Origin of the sequence: Aquipuribacter nitratireducens (assembly GCF_037860835.1) — a bacterium.
Lineage (GTDB): Bacteria > Actinomycetota > Actinomycetes > Actinomycetales > JBBAYJ01 > Aquipuribacter > Aquipuribacter nitratireducens.
This window is the reverse complement of sequence record NZ_JBBEOG010000001.1, coordinates 461,022-484,286: the sequence shown is the minus strand read 5'-3', so window position 1 is coordinate 484,286 and position 23,265 is coordinate 461,022. Positions and strand designations below refer to the sequence as shown.

The 23,265-nt window shown below is 70.9% G+C and carries 36 protein-coding genes and 1 pseudogene; all 37 read right to left on the bottom strand.

Annotated features, from left to right (window positions below; translation table 11 throughout):
* Nucleotides 1-1,227 carry an aminotransferase class V-fold PLP-dependent enzyme gene (locus WAB14_RS02135; RefSeq protein WP_340266916.1) on the bottom strand — a complete coding sequence of 409 codons (1,227 nt, stop codon included), beginning with the start codon at nt 1,225-1,227 and terminating at the stop codon, nt 1-3.
* 35 nt (nt 1,228-1,262) lie between these two features.
* Complete coding sequence (locus tag WAB14_RS02130; RefSeq protein WP_377002422.1) at nt 1,263-2,090, bottom strand: tRNA pseudouridine synthase A; 828 nt, start codon at nt 2,088-2,090, stop codon at nt 1,263-1,265.
* Nucleotides 2,087-2,647: a hypothetical protein gene (locus WAB14_RS02125; RefSeq protein ID WP_340266914.1), complete on the bottom strand. Its 561-nt coding sequence runs from the start codon at nt 2,645-2,647 to the stop codon at nt 2,087-2,089. Before WAB14_RS02125 ends, WAB14_RS02130 begins: the two co-directional genes overlap by 4 nt.
* Nucleotides 2,644-3,831, bottom strand: coding sequence for an AAA family ATPase (locus WAB14_RS02120; RefSeq protein ID WP_340266911.1), 1,188 nt, complete (start codon nt 3,829-3,831; stop codon nt 2,644-2,646). Before WAB14_RS02120 ends, WAB14_RS02125 begins: the two co-directional genes overlap by 4 nt.
* A 103-nt stretch (nt 3,832-3,934) precedes the next feature.
* Nucleotides 3,935-4,600, bottom strand: coding sequence for a 50S ribosomal protein L17 (rplQ, locus tag WAB14_RS02115; protein ID WP_340266910.1), 666 nt, complete (start codon nt 4,598-4,600; stop codon nt 3,935-3,937).
* A gap of 66 nt (nt 4,601-4,666) precedes the next feature.
* Entirely contained in the window at nt 4,667-5,722 is a 1,056-nt protein-coding gene (locus WAB14_RS02110; protein ID WP_340266908.1) for a DNA-directed RNA polymerase subunit alpha, read from the bottom strand.
* Nucleotides 5,723-5,889: 167 nt separating this feature from the next.
* A complete protein-coding gene (rpsD, locus tag WAB14_RS02105) occupies nt 5,890-6,516 on the bottom strand; it encodes a 30S ribosomal protein S4 (protein ID WP_340266906.1) in 627 nt (208 codons plus the stop codon).
* 30 nt (nt 6,517-6,546) lie between these two features.
* On the bottom strand, nt 6,547-6,954 hold the full coding sequence (rpsK, locus tag WAB14_RS02100) for a 30S ribosomal protein S11 (protein WP_340266904.1): 408 nt from the start codon (nt 6,952-6,954) through the stop codon (nt 6,547-6,549).
* Between the two features lie 56 nt (nt 6,955-7,010).
* Nucleotides 7,011-7,391, bottom strand: a complete 381-nt coding sequence (gene rpsM / locus WAB14_RS02095; protein ID WP_340266901.1) for a 30S ribosomal protein S13 — start codon at nt 7,389-7,391, stop codon at nt 7,011-7,013.
* A gap of 165 nt (nt 7,392-7,556) precedes the next feature.
* Nucleotides 7,557-7,670, bottom strand: coding sequence for a 50S ribosomal protein L36 (gene rpmJ / locus WAB14_RS02090; protein ID WP_110851912.1), 114 nt, complete (start codon nt 7,668-7,670; stop codon nt 7,557-7,559).
* Nucleotides 7,671-7,713: 43 nt separating this feature from the next.
* Nucleotides 7,714-7,935, bottom strand: coding sequence for a translation initiation factor IF-1 (gene infA / locus WAB14_RS02085; RefSeq protein WP_336920739.1), 222 nt, complete (start codon nt 7,933-7,935; stop codon nt 7,714-7,716).
* A gap of 294 nt (nt 7,936-8,229) precedes the next feature.
* Nucleotides 8,230-8,631, bottom strand: a complete 402-nt coding sequence (locus tag WAB14_RS02080) for a hypothetical protein (protein WP_340266894.1) — start codon at nt 8,629-8,631, stop codon at nt 8,230-8,232.
* A 336-nt stretch (nt 8,632-8,967) separates the two neighbouring features.
* The gene (gene map / locus WAB14_RS02075; RefSeq protein WP_340266891.1) at nt 8,968-9,825 is read right to left on the bottom strand and encodes a type I methionyl aminopeptidase; all 858 of its coding nucleotides are present in this window, start codon (nt 9,823-9,825) and stop codon (nt 8,968-8,970) included.
* A 14-nt stretch (nt 9,826-9,839) separates the two neighbouring features.
* Nucleotides 9,840-10,412 carry an adenylate kinase gene (locus tag WAB14_RS02070; RefSeq protein WP_340266888.1) on the bottom strand — a complete coding sequence of 191 codons (573 nt, stop codon included), beginning with the start codon at nt 10,410-10,412 and terminating at the stop codon, nt 9,840-9,842.
* Nucleotides 10,409-11,719 carry a preprotein translocase subunit SecY gene (gene secY / locus WAB14_RS02065; protein ID WP_340266886.1) on the bottom strand — a complete coding sequence of 437 codons (1,311 nt, stop codon included), beginning with the start codon at nt 11,717-11,719 and terminating at the stop codon, nt 10,409-10,411. Before secY ends, WAB14_RS02070 begins: the two co-directional genes overlap by 4 nt.
* Nucleotides 11,720-11,923: 204 nt before the next feature.
* Entirely contained in the window at nt 11,924-12,391 is a 468-nt protein-coding gene (gene rplO / locus WAB14_RS02060) for a 50S ribosomal protein L15 (RefSeq protein WP_340266884.1), read from the bottom strand.
* A gap of 2 nt (nt 12,392-12,393) precedes the next feature.
* The gene (gene rpmD, locus WAB14_RS02055; RefSeq protein ID WP_340266882.1) at nt 12,394-12,600 is read right to left on the bottom strand and encodes a 50S ribosomal protein L30; all 207 of its coding nucleotides are present in this window, start codon (nt 12,598-12,600) and stop codon (nt 12,394-12,396) included.
* Nucleotides 12,601-12,602: 2 nt separating this feature from the next.
* Nucleotides 12,603-13,238 (bottom strand): 30S ribosomal protein S5, encoded by a 636-nt coding sequence (gene rpsE, locus WAB14_RS02050; RefSeq protein WP_340266880.1) that lies wholly within the window; start codon nt 13,236-13,238, stop codon nt 12,603-12,605.
* A gap of 46 nt (nt 13,239-13,284) precedes the next feature.
* Nucleotides 13,285-13,674 carry a 50S ribosomal protein L18 gene (gene rplR / locus WAB14_RS02045; protein ID WP_340266878.1) on the bottom strand — a complete coding sequence of 130 codons (390 nt, stop codon included), beginning with the start codon at nt 13,672-13,674 and terminating at the stop codon, nt 13,285-13,287.
* Entirely contained in the window at nt 13,674-14,213 is a 540-nt protein-coding gene (rplF, locus tag WAB14_RS02040; RefSeq protein WP_340266876.1) for a 50S ribosomal protein L6, read from the bottom strand. The genes rplR and rplF overlap by 1 nt, the downstream gene beginning before the upstream one ends.
* A gap of 30 nt (nt 14,214-14,243) precedes the next feature.
* Nucleotides 14,244-14,642, bottom strand: coding sequence for a 30S ribosomal protein S8 (gene rpsH / locus WAB14_RS02035; protein ID WP_340266874.1), 399 nt, complete (start codon nt 14,640-14,642; stop codon nt 14,244-14,246).
* 76 nt (nt 14,643-14,718) lie between these two features.
* The gene (locus tag WAB14_RS02030; RefSeq protein ID WP_340266871.1) at nt 14,719-14,904 is read right to left on the bottom strand and encodes a type Z 30S ribosomal protein S14; all 186 of its coding nucleotides are present in this window, start codon (nt 14,902-14,904) and stop codon (nt 14,719-14,721) included.
* A 16-nt stretch (nt 14,905-14,920) separates the two neighbouring features.
* Entirely contained in the window at nt 14,921-15,514 is a 594-nt protein-coding gene (rplE, locus tag WAB14_RS02025) for a 50S ribosomal protein L5 (RefSeq protein WP_340266869.1), read from the bottom strand.
* A complete protein-coding gene (gene rplX, locus WAB14_RS02020) occupies nt 15,511-15,885 on the bottom strand; it encodes a 50S ribosomal protein L24 (protein WP_340266867.1) in 375 nt (124 codons plus the stop codon). Before rplX ends, rplE begins: the two co-directional genes overlap by 4 nt.
* Nucleotides 15,885-16,253, bottom strand: coding sequence for a 50S ribosomal protein L14 (gene rplN / locus WAB14_RS02015; protein ID WP_336920723.1), 369 nt, complete (start codon nt 16,251-16,253; stop codon nt 15,885-15,887). Before rplN ends, rplX begins: the two co-directional genes overlap by 1 nt.
* A gap of 7 nt (nt 16,254-16,260) precedes the next feature.
* On the bottom strand, nt 16,261-16,527 hold the full coding sequence (rpsQ, locus tag WAB14_RS02010) for a 30S ribosomal protein S17 (protein WP_340266864.1): 267 nt from the start codon (nt 16,525-16,527) through the stop codon (nt 16,261-16,263).
* A 2-nt stretch (nt 16,528-16,529) separates the two neighbouring features.
* Nucleotides 16,530-16,760: pseudogene (rpmC, locus tag WAB14_RS02005) on the bottom strand (50S ribosomal protein L29); the annotation flags it as partial.
* A complete protein-coding gene (gene rplP / locus WAB14_RS02000; protein WP_340266862.1) occupies nt 16,760-17,179 on the bottom strand; it encodes a 50S ribosomal protein L16 in 420 nt (139 codons plus the stop codon). The pseudogene rpmC and the gene rplP, both read right to left, overlap by 1 nt.
* 5 nt (nt 17,180-17,184) lie before the next feature.
* The gene (gene rpsC / locus WAB14_RS01995; RefSeq protein WP_340266860.1) at nt 17,185-18,066 is read right to left on the bottom strand and encodes a 30S ribosomal protein S3; all 882 of its coding nucleotides are present in this window, start codon (nt 18,064-18,066) and stop codon (nt 17,185-17,187) included.
* The gene (rplV, locus tag WAB14_RS01990; protein ID WP_340266858.1) at nt 18,066-18,476 is read right to left on the bottom strand and encodes a 50S ribosomal protein L22; all 411 of its coding nucleotides are present in this window, start codon (nt 18,474-18,476) and stop codon (nt 18,066-18,068) included. Before rplV ends, rpsC begins: the two co-directional genes overlap by 1 nt.
* A 37-nt stretch (nt 18,477-18,513) precedes the next feature.
* On the bottom strand, nt 18,514-18,795 hold the full coding sequence (rpsS, locus tag WAB14_RS01985; protein WP_336920718.1) for a 30S ribosomal protein S19: 282 nt from the start codon (nt 18,793-18,795) through the stop codon (nt 18,514-18,516).
* A gap of 14 nt (nt 18,796-18,809) precedes the next feature.
* Nucleotides 18,810-19,646, bottom strand: a complete 837-nt coding sequence (gene rplB / locus WAB14_RS01980) for a 50S ribosomal protein L2 (protein ID WP_340266854.1) — start codon at nt 19,644-19,646, stop codon at nt 18,810-18,812.
* A 31-nt stretch (nt 19,647-19,677) separates the two neighbouring features.
* Complete coding sequence (gene rplW, locus WAB14_RS01975; RefSeq protein WP_340266852.1) at nt 19,678-19,992, bottom strand: 50S ribosomal protein L23; 315 nt, start codon at nt 19,990-19,992, stop codon at nt 19,678-19,680.
* Complete coding sequence (gene rplD, locus WAB14_RS01970) at nt 19,989-20,687, bottom strand: 50S ribosomal protein L4 (RefSeq protein ID WP_340266850.1); 699 nt, start codon at nt 20,685-20,687, stop codon at nt 19,989-19,991. Before rplD ends, rplW begins: the two co-directional genes overlap by 4 nt.
* A 2-nt stretch (nt 20,688-20,689) precedes the next feature.
* Nucleotides 20,690-21,337, bottom strand: coding sequence for a 50S ribosomal protein L3 (gene rplC, locus WAB14_RS01965; protein ID WP_340266848.1), 648 nt, complete (start codon nt 21,335-21,337; stop codon nt 20,690-20,692).
* A gap of 10 nt (nt 21,338-21,347) precedes the next feature.
* Nucleotides 21,348-21,656 (bottom strand): 30S ribosomal protein S10, encoded by a 309-nt coding sequence (rpsJ, locus tag WAB14_RS01960; RefSeq protein WP_336920713.1) that lies wholly within the window; start codon nt 21,654-21,656, stop codon nt 21,348-21,350.
* Between the two features lie 386 nt (nt 21,657-22,042).
* Nucleotides 22,043-23,236: an elongation factor Tu gene (tuf, locus tag WAB14_RS01955; RefSeq protein ID WP_340266846.1), complete on the bottom strand. Its 1,194-nt coding sequence runs from the start codon at nt 23,234-23,236 to the stop codon at nt 22,043-22,045.
* Nucleotides 23,237-23,265 lie beyond the last annotated feature (29 nt).

Here is a 23,265-nt window from a genome sequence, read left to right as displayed (position 1 = left end):
TCAGCCGCTCCCGCCGAGTGCCGCCTCGACCACGTCGAGAGCGGCGTCCAGCTCGGCGAAGGACGTCGTGAGCGGGGACAGGCCGAGCCGCACGAGGTCGGGGTGCCGGAAGTCGGCGAGGACCCCCCGGGCGCGCATGCGCTGCTCCACCTCCCGGGCACCGGGCCCGCCCACGACGACGTGGGACCCCCGGCGGTCGGCGTCCCGCGGGCTCGCCAGCCGCCAGCCGTGGGGGCGGGCGACGGTGTCGAGCCGAGCGACGGCCCGGGACGTCAGCGCGACGGACTTCTCCCGTATCCGGTCGGTGCCGGCCTCGCCGACCAGCCGGACGCCCTCGTCGACGGCGACGAGGCCCGGCACCGGCGGCGTGCCCGAGACCATCCGCCGGATCCCCGCCGCCGGCACCCACTCACCGGCCATCGCGAACACGTCGTCGGCGCCGAACCAGCCGGGCACGACGTTGTCCAGCTGCTCGTGGTGCCGGGCCGCCGCGAAGAGGAACGCCGGCGCGCCCGGACCGGCGCACAGGTACTTGTACGTGCACCCGACGGCGAGGTCGACGCCGTCGGCGTCGAGGGCGAGGGGGACGGCGCCCGCGGAGTGCGACAGGTCCCACACGACGACGGCCCCCGCAGCGTGTGCCCCCGCGGTGACGGCTCGCAGGTCGGCGAGCGCCGCCGAGCGGTAGTCGACGTGGCTGAGCAGCACGGCCGCCGTCCGCTCGTCGACCGCCGCGACGACCTCGTCCGCACCGAGCCCCTCCGCCGGGTCGGGCCGCAGCCAGCGGACCTCGCCGCCGGACCGCGCGGCCACGGCCTCGACGAGGTAGCGGTCGGTCGGGAAGTCACCGGCGGACGCGACGAGGCGCGTGCGGCCCGGGCGGAGGGCGAGGGCGGCGTGCAGCGCCTTGAAGAGCAGGACGCTCGTGGAGTCCGCGACGACCACCTGCCCGGGAGCAGCACCGAGCACGGCGGCACCCAGCGCGTCGCCGACCTCGGTGGGCAGGTGCTGCCAGCGGTCCCAGCCGCGGATGAGGTCGACCGCCCACCCGGTCTCGTGCAGGTGCCGCAGCCGCTCGAGCGTGCGCCGCGGCGGACGCCCGAGCGAGTTGCCGTCGAGGTAGGCCAGCGGCGCACCGGGCACGTCGTCGACGGCGAAGCGGTCGCGGAACCCCGCGAGCGGGTCGGCGGCGTCGAGTGCGGCGGCCGGGGCGGTGGTGGGGTCCACGCGGGCATCGTGCCCGCTGCCGCCGCCCTGCCGGGTCACCGGCGCGCGCGGGCCTCGCTCGCCCGTGCCGCGAGGTCCTCGTCGGGCGGGTAGTCGACGCCGACGAGCGTGAGGCCGTGCGCGGCCACGACCCCGACGGCCGGGTCGCGGACCCGGCCCCGGAGCACCTCCTGCGGCCACGTGACGTCGCGTCTGCCGTCGCCCACGGGCAGGAGCGCTCCGACGAGCGCGCGGACCATCGAGTGGCAGAACGCGTCCGCGCTCACGCGGGCGACGACCGTGCCGTCGGCGTCCCGCGCCCACGTGTAGCGCAGGAGCGTCCGAGTGGTCGTGGCCCCCTCGCGACGGCGGCAGAACGCGGCGAAGTCGTGGAGGCCGAGGAGCCGCCCTGCCGCCGCGTCCATCCGGGCCTCGTCGAGGAGGCGGGGGTGGGCGAGCGTGTCGTGCCGACGCAGCGGGTCGACACCGCTCGGGTCGTCGCAGACCCGGTAGCGGTAGTGGCGGCGCAGGGCGGAGAACCGGGCGTCGAACCCGGTCGGGGCCGGCGCCACCGCGACGACGCGCACGTCCGCAGGAAGGAGGCCGCGCAGCCGCCGGCGGATCCCGTCGCCGCCGCCGGCTCCCGCGAGGGCGCCGGGGTCGACGTCGACGTGGGCCACCTGCCCGCTCGCGTGGACCCCGGCGTCGGTGCGTCCCGCGACGACCGTCGCGGCGAGGACCTCCTCGGCGGGCGTCCGCAGGACGGTGCCGAGGGCGTCGACGAGCACCCCGGCGACGGTTCGGAGCCCCGGCTGCACGGCCCAGCCGTGGAAGCCGGTCCCGTCGTAGCCGAGGTCGAGCCGCAGACGCACGAGCCCACTCATGGACTGCAGAGCTCACGGAGACCATGCACCAGGCGCCGAAATGAAGGTGACCTCGACAGCGCCCGACCTACGTCGAGGCGCTGGCTCAATAGCGCCTGATGCCTGGTCTCTCTGTAGGGCTCATCGAGAAGGAGAGAACTCACCAGGCTCTTGGCGTCCCGGTGCGCCTCCGGGTCGACGTCGTCCGCTGCCCCACCGGCGAGCAGCCACGCCTCATACTCAGGAACCGCAGCCACCACCCGGAGGCGTACTCCCTTGGTCGCTTCCGCTGCCGCCAAACGGGCCTCGAGCTCCGCAGGGTCGTCGTCGTCCGCATCGACCACCACGAGGATCCCACCTCGTCCCTGTACACGCGCACTCTGCACCCTCACGGCGGCCTCGAGGCGCTCAGGCTTGACGATCTGGCCTCGCGGCAGGCGGTGAGGTACTGGCGTGTGCAACCAACCCGGCGCGCCCAACGTGGGCCAGAGGCGGTGCAACAGCTTAGGTAGCGCCTGCACCTCACCGAAGCCCTCCACAATCGAGGCGACTGTGCAGATGTCGTCCTGCGCCGTCACACGAACAACCGAAGCGCCTCGTCCGCACCCTCAGGCTGCAACTGGTCCGACCGCAACAGCTCACCGGCGGTGAAGAGGCGCTCGACGAGCGCCTTCGTGCCTGCTGCGTCCACGCGCCCGATCGTGGTATCCCCGTGCAAAGATCGCACTGCTAGCAGGTGATCGGGATTGTCGAGCCCATCGATGAGCTCCGGGCTGTGGGTGGTGACAAGCACCTGCCGGGTGTCGGCGGCCTCCCTCATTGCGTCAAGCAATAGACCCGCCGCGCGAGGGTGAAGGGCAGTCTCTGGCTCTTCAACGCCGACGGGGCTGGTCAGGCGGGACGAAGCACCGAGGACAGCGGTCAAGATACCGAGGACTCGCAAAGTTCCATCGCTCATCGATGATGCCGTGAAGTCCCAAGGTGCTGCAGACCCCCGCACTCTCTGACGGAATTCGACCGTCTCCCAGGCATCGATCGTCCGACGGTCCGCTGAGACGATCCCGTCGACCACGGTGGAGAGGTACTGCTCGATCACAGCCTTGCGCCGCGGTTCCTCCCTCGATAGCTGGTCAAGGACGCTCGCCAGATTGGCTCCGTCACGAAGCAGCAGGTCGCCGGGCCCCGGCTTCTGGGGGGTACGGATCGCGTCGGGATTGATGTTGAAAACATTGACCCCTGCTAGGCCGTGAAAGACGGTGGAGAAGGGCTCAGAGCCCGAGAGGGCCACGAGCAACAGACGATCAGCGGTGACGGCAGGGATGCGGTACTCTGACGACGCGATTTCGACGTCCGCCCCGCGTCGCTTCAATTCAAAGTATGACTTGTCCGACCCGAAGGCCGCCGTCGAGACGTGACAACTTTCCCTCGTGACTTCGTATCCGCCGTTCCTGCGCGCACCCACTGAGAAGCTGTAGTGCCCGGCCCCGGACCCCCACTCGAAGTCGAGGTGGATAGTGAAATGCGTCGGGTGACCAGTGCTCCGGCGTCGCACCTCGGTTACACCGCCACGCTCGCGCAGCGCGTTGTCGAGGTTATCTCGGAGTGACTGAGCAGTGAACCTCAGTGCGTCCAAAAAGTTGCTTTTGCCCGAGCCATTCGGTCCTACAAGAACCATGAGATCGCCCAGACCGACGTCGCAGCTCTTGATGCTGCGGTAGTGGGTGAGGCGCACCCGCCTGATGGCGAACTTGGTCGGCGTCACCGTCAAAGGCTACGCCCGGGCGCCGCATCGCATGTTGCCTGGGCGAGAAGACAGCGCTGCCCGCCCCCGCAGATGCGGCGACGGGCAGCGGCTGAACGACCGGTCAGGCCTTCTCGTCGGCGGCCTTCTCGTCGACGGCGTCCTGCGCCATCTCGTCGGCGACCTCGGCGTCCGCCTTCGCCTCGTCGGCGTCGACGGCACCCTCGGCCTCGGCCTTCTCCGCGGCACCCTCGGCCTCGGCGGCGGCCTCGACCGCCGCGTCCGCGTCGCCCTCGGCCGCGGCCTCGACCGCGTCGGTGGCGGCGGCCTCGGCCTCCGCGGCCGGCTCGCTCTGCGCCGCGGCCGGCGCAGTGGCGGCGGACCGCTTCGTGGCGGCCTCCGCCTCCTTCACCGTCGCGACCTTCGGGCTGTACGGCTCCAGGACGAGCTCGATGACCGCCATGGGGGCGTTGTCGCCCTTGCGCGGACCGACCTTCGTGATGCGCGTGTAGCCGCCGGGACGCTCCGCGACGAGCGGGGCGATCTCGGTGAAGAGGGCGTGCACGACGCTCTTGTCGCGGATGACCGTCATGACCCGGCGCCGGGCGTGGAGGTCCCCCCGCTTGGCGAAGGTCACCATGCGCTCGGCGAGCGGGCGCAGCCGCTTGGCCTTGGCCTCGGTCGTGGTGATCCGGCGGTGCTCGAACAGCGACGTCGCCAGGCCGGCGAGCATCAGCCGCTCGTGCGCCGGTCCGCCGCCGAGACGCGGGCCCTTGGTGGGCGTGGGCATGTCGTTCTCCTCGTGGTTCTCGCGCCGGTCACCCCGGCGCGGGGTCGGTGCGCCCCGGGCGCTGGGTCAGAGCTGCTCGTCCTCGACGGCAGAACGGTCGTCGTCGTAGCCGGCGGTCGAGAACGGGTCGTCGTTCACGCCGTCCTCGCTGTAGCTGGCCAGCGCCACGGCCGGGTCGAACCCGGGCGGGCTGTCCTTCAGCTGCAGACCGAGCCCGGCGAGCTTGGCCTTGACCTCGTCGATCGACTTCGCGCCGAAGTTGCGGATGTCGAGGAGGTCGGCCTCGCTGCGGCCGACGAGCTCACCCACCGAGTGGATGCCCTCGCGCTTGAGGCAGTTGTACGAGCGGACCGTGAGGTCGAGCTCCTCGATCGGCAGCGCGAGGTCCGCGGCGAGCGCCGCGTCGTTCGGGCTGGGACCGATGTCGATGCCCTCGGCCTCGACGTTGAGCTCCCGGGCGAGACCGAACAGCTCGGTGAGAGTCCGGCCCGCGCTCGCCATGGCGTCGCGGGGGCTGATCGAGCTCTTCGTCTCGACGTCGACCACGAGGCGGTCGAAGTCGGTGCGCTGCTCGACGCGGGTCGCCTCGACCTTGTACGTCACGCGCCGCACCGGCGAGTAGATGGAGTCGACCGGGATGCGGCCGATCTCGGAGTCGCCGCTCTTGTTCTGCGAGGCGGAGACGTAGCCGCGGCCGCGCTCGACCGTGAACTCGATCTCGAGCTTCCCCTTCTCGTTGAGGGTCGCGATGACGAGTTCCGGGTTGTGGACCTCGACGCCCGCGGGCGGCGCGATGTCTGCCGCGGTGACGAGACCGGGGCCCTGCTTGCGCAGGTACATGACGACCGGCTCGTCGAACTCGCTCGAGACGACGAGCTCCTTGAGGTTGAGGATGATCTCGGTGACGTCCTCCTTGACGCCCGCGACCGTCGAGAACTCGTGGAGCACGCCGTCGATGCGGATGCTGGTGACCGCCGCGCCGGGGATGGACGACAGCAGGGTCCGGCGGAGGCTGTTGCCGAGGGTGTAGCCGAAGCCGGGCTCCAGCGGCTCGATGACGAACCGGGACCGGGCGGTGTCGACGCTCTCCTCGGTGAGGGTGGGGCGCTGTGCGATGAGCACTTCAGGTGTCCTTCCCGCGGGCGACCGCTATTTGACGCCTCGCGACGGGCAGGTCGTCCCGGTATCCGTCCACCGGGTCGACGGGCCTGGTGCCGCGGGGTGCCCTGCCCGCGACGGCCGACGTGCGTCGGGACCGTGCCGCCCGAGGGCGGCACGGTCCCGGTGCGTCACTTCGAGTACAGCTCGACGACCAGCTGCTCCTGCACCTGGGTGTCGATGACCTGCCGCTGGGGCAGGCCGTGGACGAGGACCTGCATCTTGTTCGGGATGGCCTCGAGCCACGCCGGAACGGTCTTCTCGCCGGCCTCGGCGCGCGCCACGACGAACGGGGTGAGCTCCACCGACGTCTTGCGGACCTCGATGATGTCGTTCTCGCTCACCTGGAACGACGGGATGTCGACCTTGCGGCCGTTCACCGTGAAGTGGCCGTGCTTGACGAGCTGACGGGCCATGTCGCGGGACTTGGCGAAGCCGGCCCGGTACACGACGTTGTCGAGGCGGGCCTCCAGCAGGCGCAGCAGGTTGTCACCCGTCTTGCCCGACTGGCGGTTCGCCTCCTCGTAGTAGTTGCGGAACTGCTTCTCGAGGACGCCGTAGATGCGCGCCATCTTCTGCTTCTCCCGCATCTGCAGGAGGTACTCCGACTCCTTGGTGCGGGCACGGCCGTGCTCGCCCGGGGGGTAGGGCCGGATCTCGATGGGGCACTTCGGCGAGTCGCACTTGGCGCCCTTGAGGAAGAGCTTGGTCTTCTCGCGGCGGCAGCGCTTGCAGTCAGCGCCGGTGTAACGAGCCATGTGTCGGTCTCTCCTTCTCGGCTCGGGCGCTCAGACGCGACGACGCTTGGGCGGACGGCAGCCGTTGTGCGGCTGCGGCGTCACGTCGGAGATCGAACCGATCTCCAGCCCCGCGGCGGTCAGGGAGCGGATGGCGGTCTCGCGGCCGGAGCCGGGACCCTTGACGAGGACGTCGACCTTCTTCATGCCGTGCTCCTGGGCACGGCGCGCGGCGGCCTCGGCGGCGAGCTGCGCGGCGAAGGGCGTCGACTTGCGGGAGCCCTTGTAGCCGACCTGGCCGGCGGACGCCCACGCGATGACGGCGCCGCCCGGGTCGGTGATCGACACGATGGTGTTGTTGAAGGTGCTCTTGATGTGCGCGACGCCGGCGGCGACGTTCTTCCGCTCCTTGCGGCGCGGCTTGCGCGCCGCGGACGCGGCTCGGGTCTTGGGGGGCATGCGGCTGGTCTCTCCTGGTCAGACGGTCCGGATGGCGGTGTCGTGAGCGCGCCGGCTCACTTCTTGCCGACCTTCTTCTTGCCGGCGACGGTCCGCTTCGGACCCTTGCGGGTGCGGGCGTTGGTCTTGGTGCGCTGGCCGCGGACCGGGAGGTGGCGGCGGTGGCGCAGCCCCTCGTAGCTGCCGATCTCGACCTTGCGGCGGATGTCGGCGGCCACCTCGCGCCGCAGGTCGCCCTCGACGCGGTAGTTGGCCTCGATGTGGTCGCGGAGCGCGACGAGCTGCTCCTCGGTGAGGTCCTTCACGCGGACGTCCGACCCGATGCCGGTGGCCGCGAGGGTCTCCGTCGACCGGGTGCGCCCGATGCCGAAGACGTAGGTGAGGGCGATCTCGACCCGCTTCTCACGGGGCAGGTCGACGCCGACAAGACGTGCCATGGGTGGTGGTGCCTCTCGGTGCACGAGGGTCTGCGCGGCTGCCTGTCCCGCGAGCGTCTCTCGCGGGTCCCCGGCCCTCGTCCGGGGGTGTCGTCCGGTCCGGCGTGCTCACGCCGTCCCGGGGTCGGGCACCGCAGGGGTGGTGGTGCAGGTGGTCGGAGCTGCTCAGCCCTGGCGCTGCTTGTGGCGCAGGTTGGTGCAGATGACCATGACCCGGCCGTGACGGCGGATCACCTTGCAGTTGTCGCAGATCTTCTTGACGCTGGGCTTGACCTTCATCGATGGACTCCCTGGCGACACAGCCCCTCGCAGAGGCGTGCCGTCACTTGTAGCGGTAGACGATGCGTCCGCGGGACAGGTCGTACGGGCTGAGCTCCACCACCACGCGGTCCTCCGGGAGGATCCGGATGTAGTGCTGCCGCATCTTCCCGGAGATGTGCGCGAGCACCTTGTGCCCGTTCTCCAGCTCGACGCGGAACATGGCGTTGGGGAGGGCTTCGACCACGCTGCCCTCGATCTCGATGACCCCGTCCTTCTTCGGCATGTCCTCCGCTATCCCTACGCGCTCCTCGGGGGAGCCTCCGACAGTTGCTGCGCACCGGCGGTGCGCACCGAGCCCACGCGTGACGAGTCCCGTCCACCCAGACCAGCCGCGGGGGCGAACGGGACGTTGAAGCCGTGTGCCAAACGGCGATCCTACGGCATAGCGCCCGGATGCCGAAATCAGCCGGGACCGGCCAGGTCGGCGCCGATCACGACCACGACGACTGCACCGGAGGTGCTCGAACAGGACGGCGCCCCCGTCCCTGGCAGGGCGGGGGCACCGTCACCGGGGACGTCAGACGGCGCGCACGTACTTGCTGCTGCTCGTCGTCGAGTACGGGAGCCAGCTCTTGTACGGCAGCCACGACTTCGCGGCGACACCGGACTCGTACGGCAGCCAGCTCTTGTACGGCAGCCACGACTTCGCCGCCACACCCGACTCGTACGGCAGCCAGCTCTTGTACGGCAGCCACGACTTCGCCGCCACACCCGACTCGTACGGCAGCCACGACTTCGCCGCCACACCCGACTCGTACGGCAGCCAGCTCTTGTACGGCAGCCACGACTTCGCCGCGACGGCGGGCGCGGCGCCGGTGGCCGCGGAGGCGGACGCGGTCGTGGTGAGGACACCACCGAGCAGGGCGGCGAGCAGGACGGCGGACAGTGTCAGGACGCGGGAGCGCAGTCGGAACAGCACGGCGGGACCTCCGGGATGGGCGCAGGGACGACGCGGTCGCGTCGGGCACAGCGCACCAGCACGGCCCCGAGGTGTCAATACGGGCGACCGCCCTGTGACCACGAGTCCTCACGGCTCTCACCTGCCACGTCGTCACGCCGGCTGCGCCGGTCGGGTGAGCGGTCACACCCCCGGTAGTCACAGGACGTCGCCCTGTCATGAACCGACGGCGAGGCCACGACGGCGCGTCACCTTCCGGACACTCGACGCATCCCTGGCGATACGCACAGCCACCGCTGTGCCCTTCGGGTGATTCTGCGCGGTTGCGCCGTCCAGGTGACAGCGCTTGTGCCGACGTCAGGCGGCGGCCGGCTCCACGGCGTCGGAGACCCGCACGCCCATCGCCTCCAGCCGGGCACGCCCTCCGTCGGGGGCGGTGAGCACGAAGAGACCGTCCGCCAGCACCGCGACGGAGTGCTCCACGTGCGCCGCCCTGGACCCGTCGGCCGTCACGACGGTCCAGCCGTCGTCGAGCAGTCGGGTCGCGGCCGAGCCGGCCGTCAGCATCGGCTCGACGGCGACGCACAGCCCGGCCCTCACGCGCGGCGAGCGACCACCGGCGCGGTAGTTGAGCACCTCCGGCGGCTGGTGCATGGCGGTGCCGATGCCGTGTCCTGTGTACTCCTCCACGAGCCCGTAGCGCCCGTCGCACTCGTGGGTGACGAAGTCGTCGACCGCCTCCCCGACGCGCGCGACGGGCTCCCCCACGCGCAGCGCGGCGATCCCCCGCCACAGGGACTCCTCGGTGGCGGCGACGAGGGCGCGGTCCGCGGCGGACGAGACGTCGGAACCGTCGACGTCGGGCACGAGCACGGAGAACGCCGCGTCACCGTGCCAGCCGTCGACCACCGCGCCGCAGTCGACGCTCACCAGCTGCCCGGGCCGCAGCACCCGGTCCCCCGGGATGCCGTGGACCACCTCGTCGTCGACGGACGAGCACACCGTCCGGGGGTAGCCGTGGTAGCCGAGGAAGTTCGACGTCGCCCCGGCGTCGGCGATGACCCGCGCCGCGACCTCGTCGAGCTCCGCCGTCGTCACACCGGGACGCACCGCTGCACGGACCGCGTCGAGCGCCGCGGCGACCACGAGACCCGCGCGGCGCATGGTGCGGACCTGCGCGACGGTCTTGTACTCGATGCGCTCCCGGCCGAACACGAGCGAGGGGCGGGTCAGACGGAGACGCCGATGGCGTCGAGCAGGCGGGCGGTGACCTCGTCCACCTCGCCCATGCCGTCGACGCGGACGAGCAGGTCGCGCCGCTCGTAGACGGCGGCGAGCGGTGCCGTCTGCTCGGCGTAGACCTCCAGCCGCCGGCGGACGACGTCCTCGGTGTCGTCGCTGCGGCCCTGCTCCTGGGCCCGCTTGAGCAGCCGCTGGACGACCTCGTCGGTGTCGGCGGTCAGCTCGACGACGTGGTCGAGCCGAGCGTCCTGCGCTGCGAGCATGCGGTCGAGCTCCTCGACCTGCTCGGCGGTACGCGGGTAGCCGTCGAGCAGGAACCCGTCGGAGGCGTCGGGCTCGGCGAGCCGGTCGGCGACCATCGCGTTCGTCACCGAGTCGGGGACGTACTCCCCCGCGTCCATGTACCGCTTCGCAGTGACACCGAGCTCGGTGCCGTCGGCGACGTTGCGCCGGAAGATGTCGCCGGTCGAGATGGCCGGCACCCCGAGCGTGGCGGCCAGCCGGGCCGCCTGCGTGCCCTTGCCCGCGCCGGGCGGTCCGAGGAGGACGAGTCGCGTCATCGAAGGAACCCTTCGTAGTTGCGCTGCTGGAGCTGGGACTGGATCTGCTTGACCGTCTCGAGCCCGACGCCGACGACGATGAGGATCGACGCGCCACCGAAGGGGAAGTTCTGGTTGGCGTCGACGAGGACGATCGCGACCAGCGGGATGAGGGCGACCACGCCGAGGTAGATCGCCCCGGGGAACGTGATGCGCGTGATGACGTAGTCGAGGTACTCCGCCGTCGGCCGCCCGGCGCGGATCCCCGGGATGAACCCGCCGTACTTGCGCATGTTCTCCGCCACGTCGTCGGGGTTGAACGTGATGGCGACGTAGAAGAACGCGAAGAAGATGATGAGCCCGAAGTAGACCGCCATGTAGATGGGGTGGTCGCCGGTCGCGAAGTACGTGTTGATCCAGCCCGCCCACGTCGACTCCGGCGAGAACTGCGCGATGAGCGCCGGGAGGTACAGCAGCGAGCTCGCGAAGATGACCGGGATGACGCCGGCCATGTTGACCTTGAGCGGGATGTAGGTGCTCGTGCCGCCGTAGGCCCGCTGGCCCACCATCCGCTTCGCGTACTGCACGGGGATGCGGCGCTGGCTCTGCTCGACGAAGACGACCGCGGCGACGATGACGAGGCCGATCGCGATGACGAGCAGCATCGTCTCGAAGGACTGCTGCTGGGCGATGTTCCACAGCGAGCTGGGGAAGGTCGCGGCGATGGAGGTGAAGATCAGCAGCGACATGCCGTTGCCGACGCCACGGGCGGTGATGAGCTCGCCGAGCCACATGATGAGCCCGGTGCCGGCCGTCATCGTGAGGATCATGAGGAGCAGCACCGGCACGCTCTGGTCCGGGATGGTGGGGAACGCGGCCGGGTCGCACGCGCCGCCGAAGATGGCGTTGGTGCGGGCCAGGGTGACGAACGTCGTGGACTGGAGGATCGCGAGGCCGATGGTGAGGTAGCGGGTGTACTGCGTGAGCTTCGCCGTGCCCGTCTGCCCCTCCTTCTTCAGCTCCTCGAAGCGCGGGATCACGACCGTGAGCAGCTGCACGATGATGCTCGCCGTGATGTAGGGGAGGATCCCCAGCGCGAAGATCGACAGCTGCAGCAGCGCGCCCCCGCTGAAGAGGTTGATGAGGCCGAAGACGCCGCCCTGGGTCTCGGCGAGCGCGAGGCACTCCCGGACGTTGCCGAAGTCGACACCGGGGGTCGGGATGAACGACCCGAGCCGGAAGATCGCCATGATCCCGAGCGTGAACAGGATCTTCGCGCGCAGGTCGGGGGTCTTGAACGCGCTGATGAACGCGCCGAGGCTGACCACGACGGATGTACCTCCTGCTAGGCCCCCGAGAGGGGCACGGACGGCTGGCCGGTGCACCGCAGCGACCCGCCTCGTGCCCGCGACCCTAACACCAGGACCGGGGCCGAGGCCCCGGTCCTGGTGGTGGTCAGCCGGCCGCGCGGGCGGCCGCGACCCGCCCTCGACGGGCGGTCACGCCGATCAGACGGTGTGTCAGACGGTGTGTCAGACGGTGGTGGTGGTCCCGCCTGCCGCCTCGATCTTGCTCGCGGCGGACGCCGAGAACTTGTGCGCCGACACCTGGAGGGCGACGGTGACGTCGCCGGTGCCGAGCACCTTGACGGGCGCGCCGTCGCGGACGGCACCCCGCTTCACGAGGTCGACCGGGGTCACCGTGCCGCCCTCGGGGTAGAGCTCCTGCAGGCGGTCCAGGTTGACGACCTGGTACTCCGTGCGGAACCGGTTGGTGAACCCGCGCAGCTTCGGCAGGCGCATGTGGAGCGGGGTCTGCCCGCCCTCGAAGCGCTCCGGGACCTGGTAGCGGGCCTTCGTGCCCTTGGTGCCGCGCCCGGCGGTCTTGCCCTTGCTCGCCTCACCGCGACCGACGCGCGTCTTGGCGGTGTGCGCGCCCGGCGCGGGGCGCAGGTGGTGGACCTTCAGCGCGTGCTCGGCGGGCCTGTCCTGCTTCGCCATCGTCACTCGACCTCCTCGACCGCGACGAGGTGCGCCACGGTGGCGACCATCCCGCGGATCTCGGGACGGTCCTCCTTCACGACGACGTCACCGATGCGCTTGAGACCCAGCGAGCGGACGGTGTTCCGCTGCCCGTGGGTGCCGCCGATGACGCTCTTGACCTGGGTGACCTTGAGCCGCTTGCTCGAGGCCTTCGTGCTGGCAGCCATGATCAGGACGCCTCCTGCCGGGCACGCAGCAGCGCGGCCGGGGCCACGTCCTCCAGAGGCAGGCCGCGACGGGCGGCGACCGACTCCGGCGGCTCCAGGCCCTTGAGGGCCGCGACCGTCGCGTGCACGATGTTGATCGCGTTGTCGGAGCCGAGCGACTTGCTCAGCACGTCGTGGATGCCGGCCGCCTCGAGGACGGCGCGGACGGGCCCGCCGGCGATGACCCCGGTACCGGGCGCGGCCGGGCGGAGCATGACGACACCGGCCGCCTTCTCCCCCTGGACCGGGTGCGGGACGGTGCCGGCGATGCGGGGGACGCGGAAGAAGTTCTTCTTCGCCTCCTCGACGCCCTTGCTGATCGCCGCGGGCACCTCCTTCGCCTTGCCGTAGCCGACGCCGACCATGCCGTCGCCGTCGCCCACGACCACGAGGGCGGTGAAGCTGAAGCGCCGACCACCCTTCACGACCTTGGCGACGCGGTTGATCGCGACGACCCGCTCCACGTACTGGTTGCGGTCCTCGCCGCCACGCCCACCGCGGTCGTCGCGGCGGTCACGGCGGTCACGGCGACCGTCGCGGCCGCCCTCGGGGCCACCGCCGCCGGCGGTGCCACCGCGGCGCTGCTGCGGTCCAGCCATCAGAGGTTTCCTTCCTTCGGGTGCGTGAGGTCGTGCGGGAGCCGCGTCACAGCTGCAGCCCCTTCTCGCGGGCGCCGTCCGCCACGGCCGCGACCCGGCCGTGGTACTTGTTGCCGGAGCGGTCGAAGACGACGGCGGTGACGCCGGCGGCCTTCGCGCGCTCGGCGACGAGCTCGCCGACGGCCTTCGCCTTGGCCGTCTTGTCGCCCTCGGCGGCGCGCAGGTCGACCTCGAGGGTCGAGGCCGACGCGATCGTCCGACCGGACCCGTCGTCCACGACCTGCGCCACGACGTGGCGCAGGGAGCGGGTGACGACGAGGCGGGGACGCTCGGCGGTCCCGACGACGTACTTGCGGACGCGCTGGTGACGACGGCTGCGGGCCGCGACGCGGCCCCGGCCTCCGTGGCGCGTGCTGCGCTCGACGACAGTGGGCATTACTTCTTCCCAGCCTTCCCGACCTTGCGGCGGATCTGCTCGCCCTCGTAGCGGATGCCCTTGCCCTTGTACGGGTCGGGCTTGCGGAGCTTGTGGATGTTGGCGGCCACCTCGCCCACGAGCTGCTTGTCGATACCCGACACCGAGAAGCGGGTCGGGTTCTCGACGGCGAAGCTGATGCCCGCCGGCGGCTCGATGGTGATGGAGTGGCTGTAGCCGAGGGCGAACTCGAGGTTGCTGCCCTTGGCCTGGACGCGGTAGCCCGTGCCGTGGATCTCCATCTTGCGCGTGTAGCCGTCCGTCACGCCCGTCACCATGTTGGCGATGAGGGTGCGGGTCAGGCCGTGCAGGGACTTCGAGCGGCGCTCGTCGTCCGGACGGGCGACGACGAGCGAGCCGTCCTCCTGCGACACGGTGATGGGCTCGGCCACGGTGTGGCTCAGCTCGCCCTTGGGGCCCTTGACGTTGACGGTGCGACCGTCCAGGGCGACCGTGACGCCGGACGGCACGGTCACCGGGTTCTTGCCGATGCGCGACATGTCTGCCTCCTCAGGTCCTCGGCTCGCCCGTCACCAGACGTAGGCGAGGACTTCCCCGCCCACGCCCTTGGTCTTCGCCTGCTTGTCGGTCAGCAGCCCCGACGACGTGGACAGGATCGCCACGCCGAGGCCCCCGAGGACGCGCGGCAGGTTGGTGGACTTGGCGTACACGCGCAGCCCCGGCTTCGACACGCGGCGCAGGCCGGCGATCGAGCGCTCGCGCTGGGGGCCGAACTTCAGCTGGATGGTGAGCGTGCGGCCGACCTCGGCCTCCGCCACGCTCCAGCCGGCGATGTAGCCCTCCTGCTTGAGGATGTCGGCGACGTTCGCCTTGAGCTTGCTGTAGGGCATGGAGACGTCGTCGTGGTACGCCGAGTTGGCGTTCCGCAGACGCGTCAGCATGTCCGCGATCGGGTCGGTCATCGTCATCGGGCTTCTGCCCTTCCTCGCCGTGGTTTCCGGGTGGGACCTGCGGCGCGTCAGTGGGTCGTGCGGGGGGTGGGACTTACCAGGAGCTCTTGGTGACGCCCGGCAGCTCGCCGGCGTGCGCCATCTCGCGCAGGCACACGCGGCACAGGCCGAACTTGCGGTACACCGAGTGCGGGCGGCCGCACTTCTGGCAGCGGGTGTAGGCGCGCACCTTGAACTTCGGCTTGCGGGCGGCCTTGTTGATGAGGGCGGTCTTCGCCATGTGGGTACTCCTCCCCTCAGCTGGCCTTGAAGGGGAACCCGAGCCTGCGGAGCAGGCTGCGGCCCTCGTCGTCGGAGGTCGCGGACGTCACGACGGTGATGTCCATGCCGCGGACGCGGTCGACCTTGTCCTGGTCGATCTCGTGGAACATCGCCTGCTCCGTGAGACCGAACGTGTAGTTGCCGCGCCCGTCGAACTGCCGGTCCGACAGCCCGCGGAAGTCGCGGATGCGGGGCAGGGCGACGCTCAGCAGGCGGTCGAGGAACTCCCACATGCGGTCGCCGCGCAGCGTGACGTGCGCGCCGATCGGCATGCCCTCGCGGAGCTTGAACTGCGCGATGGACTTGCGGGCCTTCGTCACCTGCGGCTTCTGGCCGGTGATGGCCGTGAGGTCGCGGACGGCGCCGTCGATGAGCTTGGAGTCGCGCGCCGCGTCCCCGACGCCCATGTTGACGACGACCTTGACGACGCCCGGCACCTGCATGACGTTGGCGTGGCCGAACTCCTCGCGCAGCGCGGGGAGGATCTCCTCGCGGTAGCGCAGCTTGAGCCGCGGCTGCGGCCGCTCGTCGGCCGCCGCGGTCTCCGGGGCGGTGGTGGTGTCGGTCATGCGATGTCCTTGCCGGAACGCTTGGCGACGCGGACGCGCACGACGCGCTCCCGGCCGCCGCGCTCCTGGGTCTCGACGCGGATGCCCACGCGGGTGGCCTCGCCGGACTCGGGGTCGACGAGGGCGACGTTGGAGACGTGGATCGGCGCCTCGGTGTGGACGAGACCGCCCGTGCGCGAGCCCCGGCCGGTCTGGCCGGCGCGCACGTGCTTCGTCACCCGGTTGACGCCCTCCACGAGCACCCGGTTGGTGTCGTGGTAGACGGCGAGCACCTTGCCGGTCTTGCCGCGGTCGCCGCCGCGGGACTGGCGTGCCCCGGCGATCACCTTGACGGTGTCGCCCTTCTTGATGCGGAACTTGCCCGCGCTCATCACAGCACCTCCGGTGCCAGCGAGATGATCTTCATGAACTTCTTGTCGCGCAGCTCGCGACCGACGGGCCCGAAGATGCGCGTGCCGCGCGGGTCGCCGTCGTTGCGGAGGATCACCGCGGCGTTCTCGTCGAAGCGGATGTAGCTGCCGTCGGGCCGGCGGCGCTCCTTGACGGTGCGCACGACGACGGCCTTGACGACGTCACCGCGCTTGACGTTCCCGCCGGGGATGGCGTCCTTGACGGTCGCGACGATCGTGTCGCCGATGCCGGCGTAGCGACGGCCGGAGCCACCGAGCACGCGGATGCAGAGGATCTCCTTCGCACCGGTGTTGTCGGCGACCTTGAGCCGGGACTCCTGCTGGATCACTGGTGCCTCACTTCGCCTTCTCGAGGACCTCGACCACGCGCCAGCGCTTGGTCGCGGACAGCGGCCGGGTCTCCATCAGCAGCACGAGGTCGCCGATGCCGGCGCCGTTCTGCTCGTCGTGCGCCTTCACCTTGCTGGTGCGGCGCAGGACCTTGCCGTACAGCGGGTGCTTGACGCGGTCCTCGACGGCGACGACGACGGTCTTGTCCATCTTGTCGCTGACGACGTACCCGCGGCGCACCTTGCGGTTGCCGCGCTCGGTCTCCGTGCTCATGAGGCCACCTCCTGGGTGGTGATGCCGAGCTCCCGCTCGCGCATCACGGTGTAGATCCGGGCGATGTCCCGCTTGACGGCCTTGAGGCGGCCGTGGCTCTCCAGCTGACCCGTGGCGGAGGCGAAGCGGAGGTTGAACAGCTCCTCCTTCGCCTTGCGGAGCTCCTCGACGAGTCGCTCGTCGTCGAAGGTCCGCAGGTTGGCGGGCGCGAGGTCCTTGCTCCCGACGCTCATCAGATGTCACCACCCTCACGCTGGACGATCCGGCACTTCATGGGCAGCTTGTGCATGGCGCGGGTGAGCGCCTCGCGGGCGACGTCCTCGCTCGGGTAGCTGAGCTCGAACATCACGCGGCCCGGCTTGACGTTGGCCACCCACCACTCGGGCGAGCCCTTGCCGGAGCCCATGCGGGTCTCGGCGGGCTTCTTCGTGATCGGGCGGTCCGGGTAGATGTTGATCCAGACCTTGCCGCCACGCTTGATGTGGCGGGTCATGGCGATACGCGCCGACTCGATCTGCCGGTTGGTGACGTAGGCGGGCTCGAGGGCCTGCAGGCCCCACTCGCCGAACGTCACCTGCGTGCCGCCCTTGGCAGCCCCACCGCGGTGCGGGTGGTGCTGCTTGCGGTGCTTGACGCGACGCGGGATGAGCATCGTCCTCAGGCCTCCTGTCCGGTCTGCTGCGACGTCCCCGCCCCGGTGGGCTCGGCGACGGCGGTCGGGTTCGAGACCGTCTCGGTGACGGGGGCGGCGTCCTGGCCGGCGGCGGCCGCCGGCTCGGCGACCGGCGCCTCGCTGCGCGGCGCGCGCTCGGGGCGGTCGCCACGGCGGCCGGGGCGCTCGCCACGGTCGCGACCGCGACCGCGCGGGGCGGCGGCGGCCTGCTCGCGGGCGAGCTCCTTGGCCGTCTTGTCGCCGTTGTAGATCCACACCTTGACGCCGATGCGGCCGAACGTCGTGCGGGCCTCGAAGAACCCGTAGTCGACGTTCGCGCGCAGCGTGTGCAGCGGGACCCGGCCCTCGCGGTAGAACTCCGTGCGGCTCATCTCCGCTCCGCCGAGGCGGCCGGACACCTGCACGCGCACGCCCTTGGCGCCGGCGCGCTGCGCGGACTGCATGCCCTTGCGCATGGCGCGGCGGAAGGACACGCGGCTGCTCAGCTGCTCCGCGATGCCGACGGCGACGAGCTGGGCGTCGCCCTCGGGGTTCTTCACCTCGAGGATGTTGAGCTGCACCTGCTTGCCCGTGAGCTTCTCCAGCTCGCCGCGCAGGCGGTCGGCCTCGGCGCCACGGCGGCCGATGACGATGCCGGGGCGGGCGGTGTGGAGGTCGACGCGGACGCGGTCGCGCGTGCGCTCGATCTCGACCTTCGCGATGCCGGCGCGCTCGAGGCCGTCCGTCATGAGCTTGCGGATCTTGACGTCCTCGCCCACGTAGTCGCGGTAGCGCTGGCCCGACGTCGTCGAGTCGGCGAACCACCGCGACTTGTGCTCGGTGGTGATGCCGAGGCGGAACCCGTGCGGGTTGACCTTCTGACCCATCAGCGGGCTCCCTTCGTGCTGCGCGTCGTGCGGCCCGCCGGAGCGGTGCCGGCGGCCTCGACCTCGGGCGACGACACGACGACGGTGATGTGGCTCGTGCGCTTGCGGATGCGGAACGCGCGGCCCTGGGCCCGCGGCTGGAACCGCTTGAGGGTCGGCCCCTCGTCGACGAACGCCGTCGTGACGACGAGGTCGTCCGCGACGAAGCGCTCACCGAACTGGTCGGCCTGCACCCGGGCGTTCGCGATCGCGCTCTCGACGAGCTTGCGCACCGGCTCCGCGGCGGACTGCGGGCTGAACCGCAGCACCTGCACCGCCTCCGTGGCGCGCTTGCCGCGCACGAGGTCGACGACGCGACGGGCCTTCATGGGCGTGACGCGCACGTGGCGCGCCTTCGCCGTGGCTTCCATAGTCAGCTCCTGACCTGTCTCGGGAGGACGCCCCGCCTCAGCGGCGGCGGCCCTTCCGGTCGTCCTTCTCGTGCCCGCGGAAGGTGCGGGTGGGGGCGAACTCGCCCAGCTTGTGGCCGACCATCGACTCGGTGACGAACACCGGGACGTGCTTGCGGCCGTCGTGCACCGCGATGGTGTGGCCGAGCATGTCGGGCACGATCATCGAGCGGCGCGACCAGGTCTTGATGACGTTCTTCGTGCCGGCCTCGTTCTGCGCGTCCACCTTCTTCGCGAGGTGGTCGTCGACGAAGGGGCCCTTCTTCAGGCTGCGTGGCATCGTCGCAACTCCTCTCAGCGCTTCTTGCCGGTCTTGCGGCGGCGGACGATCTGCTTGTCGCTGGCCTTGTTCGGCCGGCGGGTACGGCCCTCGGGCTTGCCCCAGGGGCTGACGGGGTGACGGCCACCGGAGGTCTTGCCCTCACCACCGCCGTGCGGGTGGTCGACCGGGTTCATGACGACACCGCGGACGGTCGGGCGCTTGCCCTTCCAGCGCATGCGGCCCGCCTTGCCCCAGCTGATGTTCGACTGCTCGGCGTTGCCGACCTCGCCGATCGTCGCGCGGCAGCGGACGTCGACGTTGCGGATCTCGCCGGAGGGCATGCGCAGCTGCGCGTGGGTGCCCTCGCGGGCGACGAGCTGGACGCTCGCACCGGCGGAGCGGGCGATCTTCGCGCCGCCACCGGGACGGAGCTCGATCGCGTGGACGACGGTGCCGACGGGGATGTTGCGCAGCGGCAGGTTGTTGCCCGGCTTGATGTCGGCGCCCGGCCCGTTCTCCACGACGTCGCCCTGCGAGAGCCGGTACGGCGCGAGGATGTAGCGCTTCTCGCCGTCGGCGTAGTGCAGCAGCGCGATGCGCGCGGTGCGGTTGGGGTCGTACTCGATGTGGGCGACCTTCGCGGTCACGCCGTCCTTGTCGTTGCGCCGGAAGTCGATGACGCGGTAGGCGCGCTTGTGGCCGCCGCCCTGGTGACGCGTCGTGATGCGGCCGGAGTTGTTGCGGCCGCCCTTCTTCGGGAGGGGCTTGACGAGCGACTTCTCGGGCTCGCTACGCGTCACCTCGACGAAGTCGGCGACCGAGGAGCCGCGGCGACCCGGGGTCGTCGGCTTGTACTTGCGGATGGCCATTGGTCAGTCAGTCCTCTACGTCGTCCGTGCCTCAGCCGACCGGACCGAAGATGTCGATCGAGCCCTCGCGGAGGGTGACGATCGCGCGCTTCGTGTCCTTGCGGCGGCCCAGGCCGTAGCGCGTGCGACGCGCCTTGCCCTGCCGGTTGATGATGTTGACGCCCTTGGTCGCCACCTTGACGCCGAACACCTTCTCGACCGCGATCTTGATCTCGGTCTTCGTGGCGCGCGGGTCGACGAGGAAGGTGTACTTCCCCTCCTCCTGCAGGCTGTACGACTTCTCGCTCACGACGGGGGCGAGCAGGATGTCGCGGGGGTCCTTGCCGACGGTGCTGAAGTCGCTCACGCCGTCGCCTCCTCGTCGGTAGCGGCCGCGCCGCGCTGACGCGCCTGGACGAACTCGTCGTACGCCCCGCCGACGAACACGATGTCGTCGGCGCAGAGCACGTCGTAGGTGTTGATCTGGTCGACGGCGAGCACGTGGAGGCCGGCGAGGTTGCGCACGCTCTTCCACGTGAGCTCGTCGTCGCGGCTCACGAGCACGAGCAGGTTGCGCCGCTCGCTGACACCCGCGAGCGCCGCGGCGGCCTGCTTGGTGCTCGGCACCTCGCCGGACACGACGCCCTCGAGGACGTGCACCCGGCCGTGGCGGGCCCGGTCGGACAGCGCACCGCGCAGGGCGGCCGCCTTCATCTTCTTGGGGGTGCGCTGCGAGTAGTCGCGCGGCACGGGACCGTGGACGGTGCCGCCGCCGGCGAACTGCGGGGCGCGGGTCGAGCCCTGGCGGGCGCGGCCGGTGCCCTTCTGGCGGTACGGCTTCTTGCCGCCGCCGGAGACCTCGCCGCGGGTCTTCACCTTGTGCGTGCCCTGGCGCGCGGCCGCGAGCTGGGCGACGACCACCTGGTGGATGAGCGGCACGTTGGTCTGCGCGCCGAAGAGCTCGGCGGGCAGCTCCACGGAGCGGCTGCTCGAGCCGTCGGCCGTGGTCACCGGGACCGTGAGGCCCTCGGTGCCCTCGGCACCCTTCGTGGCGGTAGCCATGGTCAGGCCCCCTTCTTGCTGGCGGTCTTCAGCAGGACGACCCCACCGCGCGGGCCCGGGATAGCGCCCTTGACGAGCACGAGGCCGCGCTCGGCGTCGACGGCATGGACCGTGAGGTTCTGCGTGGTCTGGCGCGCGCCACCCATGCGACCGGCCATCCGGACGCCCTTGAACACGCGACCGGGGGTCGCGCAGGCGCCGATGGAGCCGGGCTTGCGGTGGTTGCGGTGGGCACCGTGCGAGGCGCTGACGCCGGCGAAGCCGTGGCGCTTCATGACGCCCGCGTGCCCCTTGCCCTTCGTGGTGCCGACGACGTCGACGACGTCACCGCCCGCGAACGTGTCGAGGCCGACCTCCTGGCCGAGCTCGAAGGAGCCGGCGGTGCGCACCTCGACGAGGTGGCGCCGCGGCGGCACGCCCGCGCGCTCGAAGTGGCCGGACATCGGCTGGTTCACCTTGCGCGGGTCGATGCGCCCGAACCCGAGCTGCACCGCGGCGTAGCCGTCCTTGTCGGCCGTCAGCACGTCGGTCACGACGTTGCCGGCCGCCTCGACGACCGTGACGGGCACGAGGACGTTGTTCTCGTCCCAGACCTGCGTCATGCCGAGCTTGCGGCCCAGCAGCGCCTTCACGTCTCTCTCGATGGTCACGATCGGTCCCTCAGAGCTTGATCTCGATGTCGACGCCCGCGGGGAGGTCGAGCCGCATGAGCGAGTCCACCGTCTTGGGCGTCGGGTCGAGGATGTCGATGAGCCGCTTGTGGGTGCGCATCTCGAAGTGCTCGCGGCTGTCCTTGTACTTGTGGGGCGAGCGGATGACGCAGTAGACGTTCTTCTCCGTCGGCAGCGGCACGGGACCGGCGACGGAGGCACCCGTGCGGGTGACCGTCTCGACGATCTTGCGCGCCGACGAGTCGATGACCTCGTGGTCGTAGGCCTTGAGCCTGATGCGGATCTTCTGTCCCGCCATGCCGTCGTCCACTCTCTCTTCTCGGTACCGGTTCCCGGCCGTCAGGGCCGCCATCCGGTGGTCGTGCTCGGTCTGTACCGCCGACCCCCGCGCTCGGGCGTGTCGCACGCCCCACGAGGGTCCGGGTCGGTGTCGTTCGGTGGTACGGGGTGGGTGCCTCCCCCGGCCGGCGCGGCCCCCCGCGGTGCGGGGCGCTGAGCTCTGAGCCGTTGGTGGGCGCAGACCTGCGCCGGGCAACCGCGACAGTCTGACAGACGAGGTGGCCCTCGCCCAAATCGACCGCCCGGGCCCCGGCCGGGCCGGCCTGCGCCGTCCGGAGGACCCCTCCCCCGGACGTGCGACGGCGGCGACGCCCCGGGGGAACCGGGGCGTCGCCGCCGCTCAGATCACTTGAGGATCTTGGTGACGCGACCCGCGCCGACGGTGCGGCCGCCCTCGCGGATGGCGAAGCGCAGACCCTGCTCCATGGCGATGGGCTGGATCAGGTTGACCGTCATCTGCGTGTCGTCGCCGGGCATGACCATCTCGGTGCCCTCGGGCAGCGTGATGACGCCGGTGACGTCCGTGGTCCGGAAGTAGAACTGCGGACGGTAGTTCGAGTAGAAGGGGTTGTGACGCCCACCCTCGTCCTTGGACAGGATGTAGACCTGCGCCTCGAACTCGGTGTGGGGCGTGATCGACCCCGGCTTCACGACGACCTGGCCGCGCTCGACGTCCTCGCGCTTGATGCCGCGGAGGAGCAGGCCGACGTTCTCGCCCGCACGCGCCTCGTCGAGGAGCTTGCGGAACATCTCGACGCCGGTGACGGTGGTCTTGGTCGACGACTCCTTGATGCCGACGATCTCGACCTCCTCGTTGACCTTGAGGATGCCGCGCTCGGCGCGACCGGTCACGACGGTGCCGCGGCCGGTGATCGTGAAGACGTCCTCGATCGGCATGAGGAACGGCTGGTCGACGGCGCGCTCGGGCTCCGGGATCGCCGTGTCGACGGCGTTCATGAGCTCGAGGAGCTTCTCGCTCCACTCGGCGTCGCCCTCGAGCGCCTTGAGCGCCGAGACGCGGACGACGGGGACGTCGTCGCCGGGGAACTCGTACTGCGACAGCAGGTCGCGGACCTCGACCTCGACGAGCTCGAGGATCTCCTCGTCGTCGACCATGTCGGCCTTGTTGAGCGCCACGACGATGTAGGGGACGCCGACCTGGCGGGCCAGGAGGACGTGCTCCTTCGTCTGCGGCATCGGGCCGTCGGTGGCGGCGACCACGAGGATCGCACCGTCCATCTGGGCCGCGCCGGTGATCATGTTCTTGATGTAGTCGGCGTGACCGGGGCAGTCGACGTGCGCGTAGTGACGGTTCTCCGTCTGGTACTCGACGTGCGCGATCGAGATCGTGATCCCGCGCTCGCGCTCCTCGGGGGCCTTGTCGATCTGGTCGAACGGCGAGGCCTGGTTGAGGTCGGGGTACTTGTCGTGCAGCACCTTCGTGATCGCCGCGGTGAGCGTCGTCTTGCCGTGGTCGATGTGACCGATGGTGCCGATGTTGACGTGCGGCTTGGTCCGCTCGAACTTCGCCTTGGCCACTGGGGGCTCCTCCTCGGGCTGTTCTCCGT